This is a genomic window from Brevundimonas sp. CEF1 (assembly GCF_051353055.1).
Taxonomy (GTDB): Bacteria; Pseudomonadota; Alphaproteobacteria; order Caulobacterales; family Caulobacteraceae; genus Brevundimonas.
In genome coordinates this window covers 347,346-364,542 of record NZ_CP195593.1, presented here as the reverse complement: position 1 = coordinate 364,542, position 17,197 = coordinate 347,346, and the positions used below count along the sequence as shown (strand labels likewise).

Genomic DNA, 17,197 nt, shown 5'->3' with positions numbered 1-17,197 from the left:
GTCTGGGCGAGGCTTCAGGCGAGAGACGAGCCGGCCCGATTACACCGGCACTCCCGCCCCTCTCACTCTGCGTCTGCTTACCGCTGATGGATGCTGATGACCGACAGACCGACCGTGTTTTTCCGATCAGTCCGACACTCGCATCAGCAGGTCCACCAAGGGACGGTTGATGTAATAGTTATTCCGGCCGGCCTGATGCTTCTCGACAAACCCCGCAATGGCGAGTTGGTCGAGATACTTGGCAGCGGTTTGCCGGGTGACGTCGAGATCATTCTGGAGAAACTCGATCCGCGTGTAGGGGTGCCGGAACAGGTTGTTCAGCAAATCCTGCGAATAGCGGATCGTCGCGTGCGCCCGCAGCCGTTGCTTATAGTCCGCCATCAAGGCGCTCATGCCGTCGATCAGAGCCAGCGTCTGGCGGGACGTCGTGGATACGGCGCGGAGCATGTAGAGCAACCAGGGCTCCCAGTCGCCGTTGTCCCGAACGCTCTGCAGCATCTGGTAATAGTCCGCCTTGTTGGCCGTCACATAGCGGCTGAGATAGAGCACCGGGATGTCCAGTAGCCCTGTTCGCGTCAGGTAGAGGACGTTCAGGATCCGGCCGATCCTGCCGTTGCCGTCCGAGAAGGGGTGGATGCTCTCGAACTGGTGATGGATGAGCGCCATCTTCACGAGAGGGTCCAGATCGCTCGCCGCGTCCTCATTGATGAAGGCTTCGAGAGCCGTCATCTGGGCCTCGATCTCCCGGCGATCCTGTGGCGGCACGTAAACGAGCTCGCCCGTCGCCTGATGACGCAGAGCCGTCCCGGGCGTCGCGCGGAAACCTTCATCCGTCCGCTTGAGCACCTGAAACATCTCGACGATGACATTGTTGGTCAGCAGCCCCTGGTTCACGTGGAGCTGGTCCCACCCCCTCTTGAGGGCGTCACGATAACTGGCGACCTCCTTGGCCGCGGCGGAGCCGGCGCCATCCCAGTGCAGGCTCGCCTGAAACAGCTCGTCCTGGGTCGTGACGATATTCTCGACTTCCGAACTCGCCTTCGCCTCCTGAAGCGCGAGCGTGTCGATGAGGATGGCCTGGTTCGGAATACTCCGGGCGCGCCCCTTCAATTCCGCCAGATGGCGGTGCGCGCGAGCCGCTTCGCGAAGCACCGCCGCCGTTTCAAGATCCCCCTTCGGCGGAAGGCGAGGAATGGAATAGGTGGGTTTTAACATGACCAGCCGGACGTGTTCGTTATTTTTGGTTCTTTTAACATGTCTAACTCGACATGTTAAATCCGGTCAGTTCATTAGGCCGACCAGAGCCACCATCAGGGCTTTCTGACTTGCCTGCATCATCCGCCGGGGCCGGCAGGATCATTGACGCCAACCGATCGCTGATCCGGTCTGCTGCAGCTTGCAGGGGATCGTCGGAGAGATGGGCATACCGGCTTGTCGTAACCACATGCTGGTGCCCCAGGAGCTTGCCGATCAGCGTGAGACCTTCGCCGCCCGCGACCCCGACGCTGGCGAAGCTATGACGGAGATCATGGATGCGCACATCCGGCAGACCGGCCTGATTGCGAATGTTCACCCAGGCCCAGTCCAGATTGGCCACCGGCTTCCCCGCATGACGACGATCCGGAAAGACCCACTCGCGATCATGAACCGGCAGAGACCCCACTAGCGCCCGCGCAGCCTTGCCCAGCCGGATCACTTTCGGCCCCGTCTTCGAGTCCTTCAGCCGCAGCAGCCCGCCTTCAAGATCCACCTCCCGCCAGCGAAGGTGCGTGATCTCATTCTTGCGCGCGCCGGTGAGGGTCAACAGGCGAATGATCGCGACGTGTCGAGGATCGCCGCCATCTTTTCCTAGGCGCGCCAGAACATCGCCAAGTCTCGCCATCTCTGCGGCGGACAGGAAACGTTCACGCCGATTGTCCTTGTAACGCTTCACGCCTCGGACGGGGCTCTGCTCGATAAAGCCATACTCGACGGCGAAGTTGAAAATGCCGCCCAAAAGGCCGACCGTTCGCGCGGCTGCGCCCTTACCGCCTCGCGTGTGAGGCGTCGCATCCTTGCGGATATTGCCGTTGCCCACGTCGATCATCAGCCGCTGGATATCGGCCCTGGTGACATCCGTGACCTTCATGTTCCCAATCCTTGGATTGATATGCCGCTTGATCCGTATGCGGTCGATGTGAAGCGTCGACTCCTTCTTGGTCGCCGTTCCTTCGGCCATGTAGAGCTCACACAAGTCCCGGACGGTCATCTCGGCCCGCCGCTCGGCTTTCACGCCTTGCGGGTCGCCGCCCATTGCGGCGCGCGCGAGCGCGCGGCGCGCTTCCTCGCGCGCCTCCTCTGTCGTCAGAACCTCATTGGTCGCCAGCGTCAGCATCCGTCGGGCACCGCCGATCGTGCGATATCGAACGATGTAGGTTTTTCGACCTTGCGGAGAGACCCGCACGCCGAAACCCTTCAACTCGATATCCCACGCAAAATACCGCTTCGTGCCCACCACCAGGGCATCCACGGCCCTTTTGGTCAGACGCATGGTCACCGTATGGTCACCAGACATTTCGCCTCCGTCCCGCCACAGCGGGTTTTGAGTGCCCATTCTGGTCACCACATGGTCACCAGTCGGGAGCAAATCGGAGGATAAAGCGGTAACTACGGGCAACCACCTCTCGCCCACAAAACGCCTAATATTCAGGCGCTTGGGTAACAAAAGGCAACGCCGGTAAACCCTAGGGTTCCAGCTCGATGTCCCAGTAGAGGTAGTCCAGCCAGCTCTGGTGCAGATAGTGCGGCGGGAAGCGACGGCCGGCTTCCTGCAGTTCCCAAGAGTTCGGCTGATGGGCCGTGCGGCGCAGCAGGGGCATTCCGGCCTGTTGCGGCGTGCGCCCGCCCTTCCTCAGGTTGCAGGGGCCGCAGGCGGCGACGATGTTTTGCCAGGTGGTGCGGCCGCCGCGCGAGCGCGGGATGACGTGGTCGAAGGTCAGGTCCTGGGCCAAGCCGCCCTGCCCGCAATACTGGCAGGCGAAACCATCGCGCAGGAAGACGTTGAAGCGGGTGAAGGCGGGTTTTCTGTCCTGGTCGACATAGGACTTCAGCGAGATGACGCTGGGCAGCTGCATTTCCATCGACGGACTGCGCACCACCTTGTCATAGGTGGCGACCACGTCGACGCGCTCCTGCCAGACGGCCTTGACCACTTCTTCCCAGGGCCAGATCGACAGGGGATAGTAGGATAGAGGACGGAAATCGGCGTTCAGCACCAGGGCGGGAAAGCCGGACGGGGGGCGGGTCAGGACCTGCATCAGGCCCTCCCGCTCATACGGGGGGATCTCGAGGCGACAGGAGTGAGGACACGTCTCCTTCCCTGGTCTTGGCCTAGTCTGACGGAAAGAGCCTACGCCCGATTCTCCCTCATCGCCATGACCGAGATGCAGCGTTTTCGTGACGCCGCTTTCAGAAGACCTCGACCAGCTCGAAGCGCTCGCAGACCACCTTCATGCCCGGCGCCCAGGTCCCCTCGCGGCGGTAGTAGGCCTCGTGCGCGTCGCGCCACCACTCATAGGTCAGGTCGCCCTCTCCCTCGGCGCGGGCGAAGTCCTCGCTGACGTCCTCGAAGGGCATGATCTCGACCTCGGTGGTGCGGATGGCGCAGCGCGGGACCCCGGCGCCGTCCAGGATGACGCTGATCTCGCCGACGCTTGGCATGATGTCGGCCTCGCACGCCGCCAGAGCCGAACAGGTGGCCTTCTTGCCGCCCGCGATGACCAAGGCCAGCAGTTCGTCGGCCATCTCGGGGCTGTCGCCAAAGGGCCAGCGCGGCGCGTCACGATAGCCGGCGGGAACGTCAGTCATGGATCTCAATCCTCAGTGTCTTGTCGGCGCGCTGGGGAAGGCCGGCAGGCTCCACCCCCACTTCAGGGCGCCGGCGCGCAGGGCGAAACCCGCCGCGACCGCCACGCCCACCGCCGGCCAGGTCGGCACGCTCAGGGCCTTCAGGCTGACGAACAGGCCCGCCGACAACAGGGCCGCGGTGATGTTCAGCTCGCGCCGCAACAGGATCGACGGCTGGCCCGCCAGGACGTCGCGCACCACCCCGCCGAAGCAGGCCGTCAGCACCCCCATGACGACGCAGATCAGGGGCGCGACGCCGTAAGACGCCGCCTTGGCCGCCCCCATGACGCCATAGGCCGCCAGGCCCACCGCATCCAGCCACAGCAAGGCCCGGAAACGCCAGGTCCGCGCCCCCAACATCCAGAACCCCGCCGCCGACAGCAGGCAGACGGCGATATAGCGCCAGTCCTGAACCCAGAAGACCGGCGCGCCGATCAACAGATCGCGCAGAGTCCCGCCGCCGACCCCGGTGATGGCGCCGAAGAAGGCGAAGGTCACCAGATCATGCTTCTCGCGCGCGGCGGCCAGGGCCCCGGTCGCGGCGAAGACGGCCACGCCCGCAAAGTCCAGCAGCGGCAGAACGGTCTCGGGCCGGGTCAGGTCGGCGTCAATCAGCGGGGTCAAGCGGCGGGTCCTCCAGCGTGATATCGCCACGCTTGACCCCTCCATACCATCCCCAGAGCAGATGCGCCGCCACCCCGCGATGCGGCCGCCAGATTTCGGCCCGCGCATAGGCCTGTTTCTCATTGGGCCGGTCATCCGCCGCGTCCGCCCAGCGCATCGCCTCCTGCAGGGCCACGTCCCCGCCGGGAAAGACGTCCAGCCGACCCTCGCAGAACATCAGGAAGGTCTCGGCCGTCCACTTGCCGACCCCCTTGATGGCCACGAGCGCCGCGATGGCCTCAGCGTCGTCCAGCCGCTCCAGATGATCGAAGTCGACGCGGCCCTCGGTCTGGGCGCGGGCGATCTCATGGCCGTATTTCGCCTTCTGGCCCGACAGGCCAAAGGTGCGCAGCGTCTCTACATCCAGCGCCAGAACCGCATCCGGCGTCACTGTTCCGCCCAGGCCCTCGACCGTCCGCTTCCAGATCGAGGCGGCGGCGGCGACCGAGACCTGCTGCTCCACGATCATGCGGAACAGGCCCTCGTATCCGCCGGGCCGCAGCCGCCACTCGAACACGGGGGTCGAGACGTGCGCCCGCGCCAGCGCCGGATCGGCGGCGGCCAGGGCCTCGCGGGCGGCGGCGATGGAGGGTGCGGTCGGGGCTGTGGCCATGCCTCATGCTAGGCCGAGGGGTCGCCGTTGGGAAAGAGGGCGTCCGCCCCCCATTCTGACCACAGCCGGAAACCGCTAGAGCGAAATCGGTTCAGATGCGATCGCATCTGAACCCAGATATTCGCTCCAGCATCAATCCTGGAGCCTGATTCACGGCGTCGGCGGAATCGCAAAGCGATTCCACCTCAACCGATCAGGCTCTAGGCTGCCCCCATGTTCGCCACCCGCTTCGCCCCCTCGCCCACCGGCCGCCTGCACAAGGGCCACGCCTTTTCGGCCCTGACCGCCTGGACGGCGGCGCGCGACGTGGGCGGGCGCTTCATCCTGCGTATCGAGGACATCGACCCGACCCGCTGCAAGCCGGAGTTCGAGGCGGCCATTCTTGAGGACCTCGCCTGGCTCGGTCTCGACTGGGAGACGCCGGTGCGCCGCCAATCGGATCACCTGGCCGACTACGCCGCTGTCGTCGAGGCCCTGAACGCGCACGGCCTGCTCTATCGTTGCTTCCGCACACGGAAGGAAATCCTCGACGCCATCGGCGACGCCCCGCACGGTCCCGCCGAAGCCGTCCGGCCCGGTCCCCACGCGCCCGAAGACGAAGCCCGCCTGCTGGCCGAGAGCCGCCCCTACGCCTGGCGGCTGTCGCTGGACCGGGCGCGCGAAGCCCTGGGCGAACAGGCCTGGAATGCACTGTCCTTTGTCGAGGAGGGCGAAGGCGCCGACGGCGAGAGCGACCTGATCCGCGCCAAACCTGAAACGGCCGGCGACGTGGTGCTGGCGCGCAAGGACGCCGGGACCGCCTATCATCTGGCCGTGACCCACGACGACGCCCTGCAAGGCGTCACCCACGTCGTGCGCGGCCTGGACCTGTTCGAGGCCACCCACATCCAGAGGCTGATCCAGACCCTGATGGGCTGGCCCGCGCCGACCTATCGCCACCACCGCCTGCTGACCGGCCCCGACGGCCGCCGCTACGCCAAGCGCGACCAGTCTGTGACCCTGGCCGAACTGCGCGCCGGCGGCCTGACGCCCGAAGCCCTGCGGACAGAACTGGGGTTTTAGCGCGCGCCGCCCGCCGCTCCCTGCCCACGCCGTCATCCTCGGGCTTGACCCGAGGATCGGGTTGTCCGCCTGCGCGACATTGGCAAAGACGAGGGCGCCCTACGTTCGATCCTCGGGTCAAGCCCGAGGATGACGGCTGGTGCTGATGACGACGCGCTCAAGTCGCGAGGGTCCGCGACCCGAGCATAGCGCCCTAAAACAAAGAAAGGCGCGGAACCAGTTGGTCCCGCGCCCTTCAATCGTCTGAACCCTGGTCGGGTTCGTCGGCCTTAGAGAACCTTGAGGTCCACAGCCGAGGTCTTGCCGCGCTGGTTTTCCAGCTCGTATTCGACCTTGGCGTTTTCATCGAGGCCTTGCAGGCCAGCCTTCTGGACGGCGGTGACGTGGACGAAAACGTCCGAGCCGCCGTTATCGGGCTGGATGAAACCATAGCCCTTGGTGGGGTTGAACCACTTGACCGTGCCGGTCGCCATATCTGCGTCTCCGTAAACGCGCTTTGCCAGGCGGGCGTCCACGCGGGAGCACCCGTCAGCCCATCTGGGACAAGCTCGTTCAGGCGAAGGAGCGAGACGCGGGTTTGGACCCCACGTGAAATCCGGACTGCGGCGATGTTGTCACCCGACTATCCACAGTCCGTCAACTGTAAAGCGAATCCCCCCGCACGGCGTCTGGGTTAACGGCCGCTCATCCACGCCTCTGTCAAAGCGCCCGCAACAGGCCCATGGTCAGGGCCTGGCAGGCCGGACCGCCGCGTCCTCCGTCGTTGGACAGGCCGAACAGGGCGCGCCCGCCCGCCGGATCAAGGATGGCGATGGCGTGCCACATGGTGTTCGACCCCTCGTGCGCGATCGCCGGTCCCTTGGCCCAGGGCTGCGGCGGCAGGGCGATCCAGCCATGAGCGTAGCCCTGCCCCGGCGCCGGTGTGACCAGTCGCTGGATCGTCTCCGGCTTCAGCCAGCCGCCGCCCTCGGTCAGAAAGACCTGCAGGAAGCGGCCATAGTCCGCCGCCGTCATATGCACCGTCCCCGCCGGGCCCAGGGCCAGCGGATTGTCGGAGCCGTCATCGTTCGGGTCCATGGCGAGCGCTGTCTCGCCCATGCGGCGATGGCCCCAGGCGTTGTCGCCCTTCGGCGCCCCGAAACCGGCCGAAGTCAGGCCCAGAGGCGTGAACAGCTCGGCCTGCATCGCCTCTTCCCACGATCCTCCGGTGATGGCCTCAATGGCGGCGCCGACCAGGACATAGTTGGCGTTGCCGTATTCAAACGCCCCTCGGGTCCCCGACGGCGGCGCGGCCAAGGCCTTCTCAACGATGACGCGACGCTGTTCGGGCAAGGACTTTGGATCGGCCCGCGCCGTCATCAGCCAGGCCATGCCCATGACCGGGTCGTCCTTCAGACCCGCGCTATGGCTCATGAAATCGTCCAGCGTCGCCCCGTCCCAGCCTGCGTCGAGGCTCAAGCCGGGGAAGGCCTCGGCCACCGGCATGGCCCAGCGCGCCCGTCCCTGCTCGACCAGCCGCGCGAACACCGCCGCCGTCATCGCCTTGGTGTTGGAGCCCAGATGCCAGCGGTCGCCCGCCAGGGCCGAGGCGTCCTGACCCGTCCGCCGCACGCCCCGCACGCCCGACCATTCCAGCCCCTGCGGCGTGACCAGTCCGCCCGCCAGGGCGACCGGCTTCACCCCGTCAAAGGCGGCGCCCAGGGCCGCGTCGAAGGCGGTCGCCGGCTCGGCGGCGGCGGCGGACGGCAGCACAGAGGCGGCGGCGCCGGCGGCCATGACATGACGGCGATTGATCATTTCAGGCTCCTTTTGCGTTCCACCCACAACAGCAAGGCTGGCGGCGCCAGTGAATTCGCCGCAAGCTTCGCCCATCGCGACAACAGGACGCTGCGCTCATGGCCAAGAACGACTACGACGACACCCTGGAAGCCCTGCAGATCCAGTTGGTCGAGACCCAGGCCTGGGCCATCGAACAGGGATTGAAGGTCGTCATCGTCTTCGAGGGCCGTGACGCCGCCGGCAAGGACGGCGCGATCAAGCGGATGACCGAGTTCATGGCCCCTCGCCAGACCCGCGTCGTCGCCCTGCCCAAGCCCAACGACCGCGAACTGACCCAGTGGTATTTCCAGCGCTATTCGCCCCACCTGCCCGCCGCCGGAGAAATCGTCTTCTTCAACCGCTCCTGGTACAACCGGGCGGGGGTCGAGCCGGTCATGGGCTTCTGCACGCCCGAGCAGCACGAGCGCTTCTTGCACGACGCCCCGCACTTTGAGCGGATGCTGACCCAGTCAGGCACGACCCTGATCAAGCTGTGGCTCGACATCAGCCAGGAGGAGCAGTCGCGACGGCTGGAGGAGCGCACCACCCACCCGCTGAAACGCTTCAAGGTCTCTCCCCTGGACGCCGAGGCCCAGGCCCGCTGGTCCGCCTATTCCGCCGCCCGCGACCAGATGCTGGAGCGCACCCACACCGACTATGCGCCCTGGACCGTCGTCGCCACCGACAACAAGAAGAAGGCGCGGCTGAACATCATCCGCCACGTGCTGCGCCAGTTGAACTGCCCGACGCTGGAGGCGAAAAAGCCGGATTCCGACATCGTCTTCTCCGCCGACAAGGCCAAGGGCCGGCTGGCAAAGTGACGCCTCAGTCGTCGCCGAACAGGCGGCGGTTCTTGTCGACAAAGGCGCGCAGCGCGCCCACCAGCGGGCCGTGCCGTCCCTTCAGATAGGCCCAGCCCGCGCCGGCTCCGATCAGGGCGCCGATGGCGTCGACGATCAGGTCCCACATGGTGTCGACCAGACCGGATTTCTGGGTGTTCAGGCCGAACAGTTGATCCAGCGTGAACTCCCAGATCTCCCACAGGGCGCCGATCATCACGGCGAAGCAGAAGGCGAAGAAGGCCACCGTCAGAGGCGCCGCCTTCAGCCGCTCGCCCTTGACCAGCATCAACATCAACAGTGACCCGACCAGGCCGAATCCAACGGCCGAGCCGCCGTGCAGCACCACGTCCCACCACCAGTAACGCTCATAGAAGTCCCCGACCTCGCCCAGCAGCAGGGTGGCGCACAGGAAGGCGGCGATGGCGCTGACAAAGACCGTCGGCAGCCTCACCCCCACCCGCTCGCCCAGCCAGATCGGAACCAGCGACAGCAGCAGGGTCCCGATCCCGACGAAGGTGACGCTGAACTCGTCGGTGACGAAGCCCACCACCGCAGCCCCGATCAGGATGAGCCAGGTCAGGTAGAGGATGATGGGCGGTCGCGCCTTGGGCCGTGGGGCGGTCATGCTGCGGGCTCCTGCCGTCAGGGTTCGGCGCAGCCTAGAGCCTGGCGAGGTTCTTCTTCAAGGCGACGCTGCCCGGCTCGCCGTCGCGACACAGGCCGCACGCCCAGCAACAGACCCAGCCAGCCCAGACGCCGCGCCACTTCATAGGCCGCCAGACAGCCCGCGAAGGTCGCTGCGATCACCAGCCCCGCCTCGACCGGCTGCGGCAGGCTCAGAGCCGCCAGATGGTGGGCCACGACCACGATGACCGTCTGATGCACGATGTAGAAGGGAAAGACCCCAAGCGTCAGATAGCGCAGCAGCGGCCCGCCTCGGTTCAGATAGCGCGCGCCGTAGCCCAGGATGGCGACGATGAAGGCCCACTGGTCAATGGCATAGACCAGCCGCATCCCCGCCCTCAACGCCTCGGGCGGCGCGACGTCGCTGGCGCGATAGCTCCAGGCGTAGGTCGCCCATCCCGCCCAGGCCAGTAGGGCCAGCCACAGGGCCGGACGGCGCAGACGTTCATAGCCCGCCTTCAGAACCTCCGAACGCACGCTGACGAAGCCGAACAGAAAGGCGCTGAACGACAGAGCGTGGTTATACCAGTCCCCGGTCAGGTCGTGGGTGATGGGAAAGACCGGCGCCAGCGTCCAGCGGATCAGCAGCAGCCAGACCACCGGCCAAACCACCAGGCCCCATCCCGCCAGCCCACGCTCCAACCCGACCTGCACGACGGGCAGAAAGCGCCGCAGCACCGGCAGCAGGATGGCCAGCAACAGGCTGTAGACCAGTAGATAGACCACGAACCACATATGGTTCCAGGTCGGCGTCGTCAGGCAACCATCGGCGTCGCACCAGCCGCCAGTCCCCGTCGCATACTTCATCCAGAAGTCGGCCAGCCACGGCGAATGCGCCGGATCGACCACGCCCAGCCCCCGCGCCGCCTCGACCACCTCGTAATAGCTCTGCGGCGGCACGATCACGAACATGGCGAACAGCAGCGGCGGCAACAGACGCAGCGTCCGCGACCCGGCGAAGCGACGCGCCCCGCCCTTCCCCTCGGCCTCGAACCGCTCGAACAGGAACCGCGTCGCCGCCCCGGACACCAGGAACAGCAGGGTCAGCCGCCAGGGGTTGGTCAACTGCATCACCGGCTCCAGCGCCTCGACCGGACGCGGGCTGTTCACATGCCAGTCCCACGGCACGTAGAACATGCCGACGTGATAAAGAATCAGCAGCAGAAAGGCCCCGACACGGATCCAGTCGAGGTCATGGCGGCGGGTCGCGGCGGCGATAGGTGGGGCGGACATGGGCGGCCTTGATGAGTGACAATACAGACCCTCAGGTCTCACCGCCCCTCGCGGCGCCGCAACCGGCGCGGGCCGTGCGGCGGCGTCCAGGGGCCAATCCGCCGATGTCTGGGACGAAAGGCGCGGCCTCGGGGACGAGCGGCTGGCGCCTACGTCTGGCCGAGGCGGACCGGCGCGACCTGATCCTCGGCTGGACCATCATCCTGGGCATCACCGCCGCCTTCATGGTGGTCAATTCCCTGACCGTCCTGACCGATTCCCCCTCCCTGCGCTTCTGGGCGCCCTGGGTATGGGAGGGGACCAGCGCGCTCTCCCTCGCCCTGCTGATCTGGCTGCCCTGGCTGGCCGGGGTCTTCGCGCCGACTGGCCTGCTGAACGACGGCTGGCGCGCGCGGGGCCGTTTCCTCGCCCTGCACCTGGGCGCAGCCTTTCTCTACAGTCTGCTGCATGTCGGCCTGATGGTGGCTATGCGCCACGGCGTCTATGCGGCGCTCGGCGAAACCTATGACTACGGCCATCCGGTCGAGCGCTTCATCTATGAGTTCCGCAAGGACCTGCTCAGTTACGGCCTGTTCGTCGGGGTCTTCTGGTCCGTGCGCAGCCTGCGTGAGGCGCGCGAGAGCCCCGTCCGCCCCGTCAGCTTCGACATCCGCGACGGCGCCCGCCTGATCCGCGCGCCGCTGGACGACATTCTCGCCGTCGCCTCGGCCGGCAACTACGTCGAGTTCATCCTGGCCGACGGCCGCCGCCCGTTGATGCGCGCCACCCTGGCCGCCGTCGAGGTCGAGCTGGAACGCTGCGGCTTCGTGCGCACCCACCGCTCCTGGCTGGTCAACGCCGCGCGGATGACCGGTCTGCGTCCCGAAGGCTCTGGCGACTGGACCGTCGAACTGGGGGCGCTTGAGGCGCCCCTTTCACGCCGCTACGCCGAGGCGCTGGAGCGGCTGCGCGCGGCCTGACGCCGCATCCACGCCGCGACGCCCAGCGCGCAGACAAGGCTCACCCCCGCCCCGACCGCAAAGGTCGCCTGCGGCCCGAACCCGTCCCACAACACCCCCGCCGCCACATTGCCCAGCAAGGCGATCAGGCCTGAGATCAGGGCGAACAGACCAAAGGCCGAGCCGCGCAGATGCGCGGGCGCCGCATCGGCGATCAGGGTCATCAGCAGGCCCTGCGAAAAGCCCATGTGCAGCCCCCACAAGGCCACGCCCAGGTAATAGACAACCTGGTTTCCAGCCAGGGCCAGCGCGATGTCGGCGCCGGCCAGGAAGACCAGGCTGAGCAACAGCAGCGAGGTGCGCCCGATACGGTCCGACAGCGCCCCCACCGGAAAGGCGGCCAGGCCGAACACCAGATGCAGCAGGACGATGGCCGCGGGCGCAAAGGCGGCCGGCACCCCCACGTCCAGCCCCTTCATCAGCAGGAAGGACTCGCTGAACCGCGCCAAACCGATCACCGCCGTCAGGGCGATCATGGTCCAGGTGGCTGCGTCCAGCCGCAGCGCCCCCTTCAGGCTGGGCGGCGTCTTGGCGGCCCCGTCGGGCCGGGGCGGATCGGACACCCCGCCGACCAGCAGGGCCACGGCCAGGAAGGCGGGGATGGAGGCCAGCCAGAACACCGCCTTGATGTCGTTCGCCAGCAGCACCATCAGCCCGATGGCCAGCAGGGGGCCGACGAAGCCGCCCACCGTATCCAGCGACTTTCTCAGACCAAAGGCGCGCCCGCGAATGTCCGGCGGCGTCACCGCCGCGACCAGGGCGTCGCGCGGGGCGGTGCGGATGCCCTTGCCGATCCGGTCCACGCCCTTGGCCAGCAGCACCCCTTCGACCGAGGCCGCCAGGGGAAAGATCGGTTTGGACAGGGCCGCCAGCCCATAGCCCGCGACCGCCAGCCACTTGGGCCGCGCGATGCGGTCGGACCAGAAACCCGCCAGAAACTTCACCGCCGTCGCCACAACGACGGAAAAACCCTCGACCAGGCCGATCATCACCGCCGACGCGCCCAGACCGACCACCAGATAGATGGGCAGAAGCGTCTGGATCATCTCCGACGAGACATCCATCAGCAGGCTGACCACGCCCAAAACCCAGACGCTGCGCGGAATCGAATTGCGAGACATTCGCAACCAGGTGGCGGACGGGCGCCCCTGTGTCCAGCCCGTCGCTGAAACTTCATGCTCGGCCGCGATGTCGCGACCGAGCGCGCGGCCTACCTCAGCCCGTCTTCCGCCAGGGTATGCGCGACGATGGCGTTGGCGTGGCCGTGGCCCATGTCGTGGTCGTCCTTGAGCATGGTCACCAGTTCCATGTGCTTGGCGGGATAGCGGGCGCGGACCTCGGCCTTCCACTCGGCGATGGGTCGTCCGTACTTCTTCTCGATGGAGGGAAAATAGGACGCGGGGCCCTTGATCGGCTCGTCAGTCATCGGCGCTTCCCTCCAGTTGAAGCGACACTAAGCGCAGCCTGACCGTCTCGCGCAATGGCCTCGCATCACGACGATCGGATGCAAGGCCTTCACCCGCGCCCGCCTCAGGGTCTAAGACCCCTGCATGAGCACAGCCCCGCTTCCCGACGCCGCCCGCCAGAACTGGGTGGACCGCTACGCCCCCGAGGGGCTGAAGCCGTGGTTGAAGCTGGGCCGCTTCGACCGCCCCATCGGCACCTGGCTGCTGCTGCTGCCCGGCTGGCAGGGCATCATGCTGGCCCTGAACCAATATGACCGCCCCTTCGGCGCCTATGAGCTGTGGCTGATCCTCGGCTTCGCCATCGGGGCCTGCCTGATGCGCGGCGCCGGCTGCGCCGTGAACGACATCGTCGACCGCGACTTCGACGCCCAGGTCGCCCGCACCGCCCAGCGCCCCATTCCGGCGGGTCAGATCAGCGTCAAACAGGCCTGGGCCTTCGTCGCCGGTCTCAGCCTGGTCAGCCTGTGCATCCTGCTGACCATGAATGCGACAGCCGTCCTGCTCGGCGCCCTGTCGTTGGGTCTGGTCGCGGCCTATCCGTTCATGAAGCGCATCACCTGGTGGCCCCAGGCCTGGCTGGGCCTGACCTTCAACTGGGGCGCCCTGCTCGGCTTCGCGGCGGCGACCGGCGGCCTGTTCTCGCTCGGCTGGCTCTATGTGCTGGAAGTGCGCGCCAGCGGCGACGCCTACTGGATGGCCGAGGGCCTGAACCAGATGGGCCACCTCGCCCTTTCGGCGGGGCTGCTCTACGCCGGCGGCCTGTTCTGGACCCTCGGCTACGACACCATCTACGCGCTCCAGGACATCGAGGACGACGCCATGGCCGGGATCAAGTCCTCGGCCCGCCGGCTCGGCGCGCAGGTCAAACCCGGCGTGGCCGTCTTCTACGCCCTGGCCGTCCTGCTGGCGGGCGCCGCCGGTTTCGCCGCCGGTCTCGGCCCGATCTTCTACGTCGGTCTGGCCGCCTATGCCCTGCATCTGGCCTGGCAGGTCAAACGCCTGAAACCCGAGGACGGCGCCCTGGCCCTGCGCCTGTTCAAATCAAATCGTGAGGCTGGATTGATCCTTCTGGCCGCGATTGCGTTCAACGGCCTAGCTTTCTGATCTCGCCTTAGGAGTCCGGCATGATCCCCTCGCGTACCGCTCGCATTCTTCTCGTCACCGTCGCCGTCGCGGCCTCTCTCGCCGCCTGCCAGCGCAACGAGCAGAAGGCGCCCGAGGCGTCGAAGGCCGCGACCGCCGTCGCCGCCGACGGCCCGCTCAAGTACGAAAGCGCCACGCCCTACGCCAAGACCAGCCTGACCCTGCCAGAGGCCATCAAGACCCAGCCCGAGCTCTATACCGCCCTCTATCGTCAGGAGGTCGCTGACCTGGCCAAATACGCCGAAGGCGCCCAGGCCGACCGCACCGAGGCCGGCGGCGACAGCGCCATGGGCCCCTATGAAAAGACCATCGTCTATGGCGATCCGGTCCAGACCGGCCGCCTGTTCAGCGCCATGCGCACCGACTTCGACTACTCGGGCGGCGCCCACCCGAACACGGTGGCCACCGCCCTGCTGTGGGACAAGACCGAGAAGCGCCGCATCAGCCCGGCTGATCTGTTCGCCAAGGGCGCCGACCTGTCGTCGCTGGAACGCGCCCTGTGCGACGCCGTCAACACCGCCAAGAAGGCCCGCCCCGGCGCGACCCCGGTCAAGGTCGGCGGCGACACCTGGTCCTGCCCCAAACTGAAAGACCTGGCCGTGGTCCTGGCCCCAGGCGCGACGGCGGGCAAGGCCGGCGGCCTGACCTTCCTGCTCGACGCCTATGCGGTCGGCCCCTACGTCGAGGGCGCCTACTACATCACCCTGCCCGCCTCGACCTTCCAGAGCCTGCTGGCCCCGGCCTACGCCGCCGAGTTCGGCGGACAGCCGCTGAAGACCGGCGACGTCACCAACGACCTGCGCCCGAAGTAAGGGTTCAGGGCGCGCCCGATCCCATCGGGCGCGCCCCTCTCATCCGCTCATCCCCGCGGAGGCGGGGATGAGCGGGTATGGTCAATCCGCCAGAAACTGATCCACCAGGGTGTTCAGCCGCTCGGGCTGGTCGCTCATGATGAAGTGGCGGCTGTCGTCCACCCGCACCAGCTTGGCGCTCGGCAGGGCGGCGTATTCGCGGCTCCACATGGCGTCGGCCATGGCGCTCGGGACGCCGCCATTCGCATCGGCGGCATAGACGGCCCAGACCGGGGTGGTCATGGCGGCCAGGCCCGGACGAGCGTCGGTGGTCATGACGTCGCGTATGGCCGAGGCCATGGCGTGACGGTCGGACGCCATCGACCACTCGACCATGGCGGCCCGCCCGGCCTCGCTGCGCATCATCCCCGCGGCGGTGGCTTGTTGCTGAGCGCGGTAACCGGCCGCGTCGGCGTTCAGGATGCCCGCCGCCGCCTGTTCGGCGAAGGGCTTGGCGCTCTCGGCCGTCGCGGTCGGGCCATAGAGGGCGCTGAAGAAGGGCAGACTGTCGACGCTCATAAGCTTGCCGACGACCTCGGGGTGCTGCTGCACCGCCAGAAGCCCGACCAGCGCCCCCATGGAATGGCCGATGATCGCGGGCCTGTTCAGCGTCCTGGCATAGCGCGCCACCTCATCGACCGCCGGCTGAACGAAGGCGCCGTCGCCGTGGCTCCAGGCCTCCCCGGCGAAGCCCGAAAGTTGCACCAGATGCACCCGGTGGGTGGCCGACAGTCGCTGGGCCTGCGGACGCCACACGTCCCGCGACGAGGCGAAACCGGGGATCAGGATGACATCTGGACCCTGGCCCATCACCTCGATCGACAGGCGGTCCGAAGCGAAGGCGGACGCGGCCTGCGTCGCGGCGGCCTCCACCGGTGCGGCCTGGGTCGGCGAGCAGATGGCGCCGACAGCCCAACCGACGGCGGCGGCCAGCATGAAGGCGCGCAGGGTCCTGGCGGGGGCGGTGATCTTGCTCATGGCGTTTCCTTTCGGTTTTGAGAAAAGCCCCTTCCCCGCCGTCATCCTCGGGCTTGACCCGAGGATCGGGTTGTCGGTCCACGCGACCCCATCAGTACAGAGCGCGCAGCCAGGCTCGATCCTCGGGTCAAGCCCGAGGATGACGGCGGAAAAGCGAGGCGAAAAAGTCAGGTTAAGCTGACAAAAGCGTCAGGCGTGGGGGTTCTCGAACACCTCTTCCACCGGCCGCGCGAACAGGGCGGCGATGCGGTAGGCGAGGTCCAGCGAGGGGTCGTGCTTCTCGGTCTCCAGGGCGTTGACGGCCTGACGCGAGACCCCCAGCGCCTGACCCAGCTGCTCCTGGGTCCAGTTGCGCTCGACGCGCAGCAGTTTCAGTTTGTTCTTCATCAGTTCGACGACCGGATGAAGGGCGAGACGCAGCCAAACACCGCCCAGAACAGCGGATAGATCATCCAGCCCTCCGCGTGCGGCGCTCCGGCAAAGCTCTCGCCGAAGCCCCAGGCGCTGAAGGCGGCCATGGCCACGCCCGCGGCGACGATGAACTGCTTGGCCGTGACGGCGCGGACAAACTCGTCGCTGTCGCGCATGAAGCTGAGGGTGGCCCAGATCTGACCGGCGATGGGGGCCGCGACCGTCAGGGCCAAAGCCCAGGCGGCGGGCGTGTTCTGGATGGCGTCGAAGGCCCCGCCGATGGTCGCCAGCATGACGGCGACATAGCCGCCCATGAAGGCCATGGTGCGGATCACATAGCGGCGACCGGCGGGGGCGGTCTGTTTGGACAGCGTCAACATGGAAGGCGCTCCTGACTGAATGTAAGGACTACCTTACATCACTTTCATGTCACGTCAACCTGACTTTTCGTCAGGCGCGCCTGACCCCACTGTCATCCCGGCCCAGGCTCTCACTGCGAGGCGAAGAGCCGGGATCGCCCCAAACGCCGCCGCTTGCCTGTGCTGCGGTC

The 17,197-nt window shown here is 67.1% G+C and carries 20 protein-coding genes; 5 read left to right on the top strand and 15 right to left on the bottom strand.

Annotation, left to right across the window (positions count from 1 at the left end):
- Positions 1-126: 126 nt before the first annotated feature.
- The 6 genes from ACR9FL_RS01880 to ACR9FL_RS01855 form a co-directional block, all read right to left on the bottom strand.
- A complete protein-coding gene (locus ACR9FL_RS01880) occupies positions 127-1,215 on the bottom strand; it encodes a Fic family protein (protein ID WP_436356880.1) in 1,089 nt (362 codons plus the stop codon).
- A 43-nt stretch (positions 1,216-1,258) separates the two neighbouring features.
- Positions 1,259-2,593, bottom strand: a complete 1,335-nt coding sequence (locus ACR9FL_RS01875) for a tyrosine-type recombinase/integrase (protein WP_436356879.1) — start codon at positions 2,591-2,593, stop codon at positions 1,259-1,261.
- A gap of 130 nt (positions 2,594-2,723) precedes the next feature.
- Positions 2,724-3,299, bottom strand: a complete 576-nt coding sequence (locus tag ACR9FL_RS01870; protein WP_296173595.1) for an HNH endonuclease — start codon at positions 3,297-3,299, stop codon at positions 2,724-2,726.
- 148 nt (positions 3,300-3,447) lie between these two features.
- On the bottom strand, positions 3,448-3,846 hold the full coding sequence (locus tag ACR9FL_RS01865; protein ID WP_436356878.1) for an ASCH domain-containing protein: 399 nt from the start codon (positions 3,844-3,846) through the stop codon (positions 3,448-3,450).
- A 12-nt stretch (positions 3,847-3,858) separates the two neighbouring features.
- Complete coding sequence (locus tag ACR9FL_RS01860; RefSeq protein ID WP_436356877.1) at positions 3,859-4,554, bottom strand: trimeric intracellular cation channel family protein; 696 nt, start codon at positions 4,552-4,554, stop codon at positions 3,859-3,861.
- On the bottom strand, positions 4,493-5,161 hold the full coding sequence (locus tag ACR9FL_RS01855; RefSeq protein ID WP_296173518.1) for a DNA-3-methyladenine glycosylase family protein: 669 nt from the start codon (positions 5,159-5,161) through the stop codon (positions 4,493-4,495). Before ACR9FL_RS01855 ends, ACR9FL_RS01860 begins: the two co-directional genes overlap by 62 nt.
- A 213-nt stretch (positions 5,162-5,374) precedes the next feature.
- Between ACR9FL_RS01855 and gluQRS the strand changes: the two genes are divergently transcribed.
- On the top strand, positions 5,375-6,223 hold the full coding sequence (gene gluQRS, locus ACR9FL_RS01850; protein ID WP_296173515.1) for a tRNA glutamyl-Q(34) synthetase GluQRS: 849 nt from the start codon (positions 5,375-5,377) through the stop codon (positions 6,221-6,223).
- Positions 6,224-6,492: 269 nt separating this feature from the next.
- Here gluQRS and ACR9FL_RS01845 read toward each other — a convergent pair whose 3' ends face one another.
- Complete coding sequence (locus tag ACR9FL_RS01845) at positions 6,493-6,696, bottom strand: cold-shock protein (protein ID WP_105564392.1); 204 nt, start codon at positions 6,694-6,696, stop codon at positions 6,493-6,495.
- A 226-nt stretch (positions 6,697-6,922) separates the two neighbouring features.
- A complete protein-coding gene (locus ACR9FL_RS01840; protein WP_436356876.1) occupies positions 6,923-8,020 on the bottom strand; it encodes a serine hydrolase domain-containing protein in 1,098 nt (365 codons plus the stop codon).
- 98 nt (positions 8,021-8,118) lie between these two features.
- Between ACR9FL_RS01840 and ppk2 the strand changes: the two genes are divergently transcribed.
- Positions 8,119-8,862, top strand: coding sequence for a polyphosphate kinase 2 (gene ppk2 / locus ACR9FL_RS01835; RefSeq protein WP_436356875.1), 744 nt, complete (start codon positions 8,119-8,121; stop codon positions 8,860-8,862).
- Positions 8,863-8,866: 4 nt separating this feature from the next.
- On the opposite strand, the gene ACR9FL_RS01830 is transcribed toward ppk2, so the two are convergent.
- On the bottom strand, positions 8,867-9,508 hold the full coding sequence (locus ACR9FL_RS01830) for a hypothetical protein (RefSeq protein ID WP_296178002.1): 642 nt from the start codon (positions 9,506-9,508) through the stop codon (positions 8,867-8,869).
- A 17-nt stretch (positions 9,509-9,525) separates the two neighbouring features.
- Entirely contained in the window at positions 9,526-10,800 is a 1,275-nt protein-coding gene (locus ACR9FL_RS01825) for an acyltransferase family protein (RefSeq protein ID WP_436356874.1), read from the bottom strand.
- A gap of 104 nt (positions 10,801-10,904) precedes the next feature.
- Between ACR9FL_RS01825 and ACR9FL_RS01820 the strand changes: the two genes are divergently transcribed.
- Positions 10,905-11,759 (top strand): LytTR family DNA-binding domain-containing protein, encoded by an 855-nt coding sequence (locus ACR9FL_RS01820; RefSeq protein WP_436356873.1) that lies wholly within the window; start codon positions 10,905-10,907, stop codon positions 11,757-11,759.
- Here the strand turns inward: ACR9FL_RS01820 and ACR9FL_RS01815 are convergent.
- Positions 11,723-12,919 carry an MFS transporter gene (locus ACR9FL_RS01815; protein ID WP_436356872.1) on the bottom strand — a complete coding sequence of 399 codons (1,197 nt, stop codon included), beginning with the start codon at positions 12,917-12,919 and terminating at the stop codon, positions 11,723-11,725. The two genes, ACR9FL_RS01820 and ACR9FL_RS01815, sit on opposite strands and share 37 nt — an antisense overlap.
- 89 nt (positions 12,920-13,008) lie before the next feature.
- Positions 13,009-13,224 (bottom strand): DUF4287 domain-containing protein, encoded by a 216-nt coding sequence (locus ACR9FL_RS01810; RefSeq protein ID WP_296177995.1) that lies wholly within the window; start codon positions 13,222-13,224, stop codon positions 13,009-13,011.
- A gap of 124 nt (positions 13,225-13,348) precedes the next feature.
- Between ACR9FL_RS01810 and ACR9FL_RS01805 the strand changes: the two genes are divergently transcribed.
- Both ACR9FL_RS01805 and ACR9FL_RS01800 read left to right on the top strand, forming a co-directional pair.
- The gene (locus ACR9FL_RS01805; RefSeq protein WP_436356871.1) at positions 13,349-14,368 is read left to right on the top strand and encodes a UbiA family prenyltransferase; all 1,020 of its coding nucleotides are present in this window, start codon (positions 13,349-13,351) and stop codon (positions 14,366-14,368) included.
- 20 nt (positions 14,369-14,388) lie between these two features.
- Positions 14,389-15,219 (top strand): DUF3298 and DUF4163 domain-containing protein, encoded by an 831-nt coding sequence (locus ACR9FL_RS01800; protein ID WP_436356870.1) that lies wholly within the window; start codon positions 14,389-14,391, stop codon positions 15,217-15,219.
- 81 nt (positions 15,220-15,300) lie between these two features.
- Here the strand turns inward: ACR9FL_RS01800 and ACR9FL_RS01795 are convergent, their stop codons facing one another.
- The 3 genes from ACR9FL_RS01795 to ACR9FL_RS01785 all read right to left on the bottom strand — a co-directional run bounded on the left by ACR9FL_RS01795 (position 15,301) and on the right by ACR9FL_RS01785 (position 17,027).
- Entirely contained in the window at positions 15,301-16,236 is a 936-nt protein-coding gene (locus ACR9FL_RS01795; protein ID WP_436356869.1) for an alpha/beta fold hydrolase, read from the bottom strand.
- A gap of 189 nt (positions 16,237-16,425) precedes the next feature.
- Positions 16,426-16,623: a helix-turn-helix transcriptional regulator gene (locus ACR9FL_RS01790; protein ID WP_184270605.1), complete on the bottom strand. Its 198-nt coding sequence runs from the start codon at positions 16,621-16,623 to the stop codon at positions 16,426-16,428.
- On the bottom strand, positions 16,623-17,027 hold the full coding sequence (locus ACR9FL_RS01785) for a hypothetical protein (protein WP_436356868.1): 405 nt from the start codon (positions 17,025-17,027) through the stop codon (positions 16,623-16,625). Before ACR9FL_RS01785 ends, ACR9FL_RS01790 begins: the two co-directional genes overlap by 1 nt.
- Between the last annotated feature and the right edge of the window lie 170 nt (positions 17,028-17,197).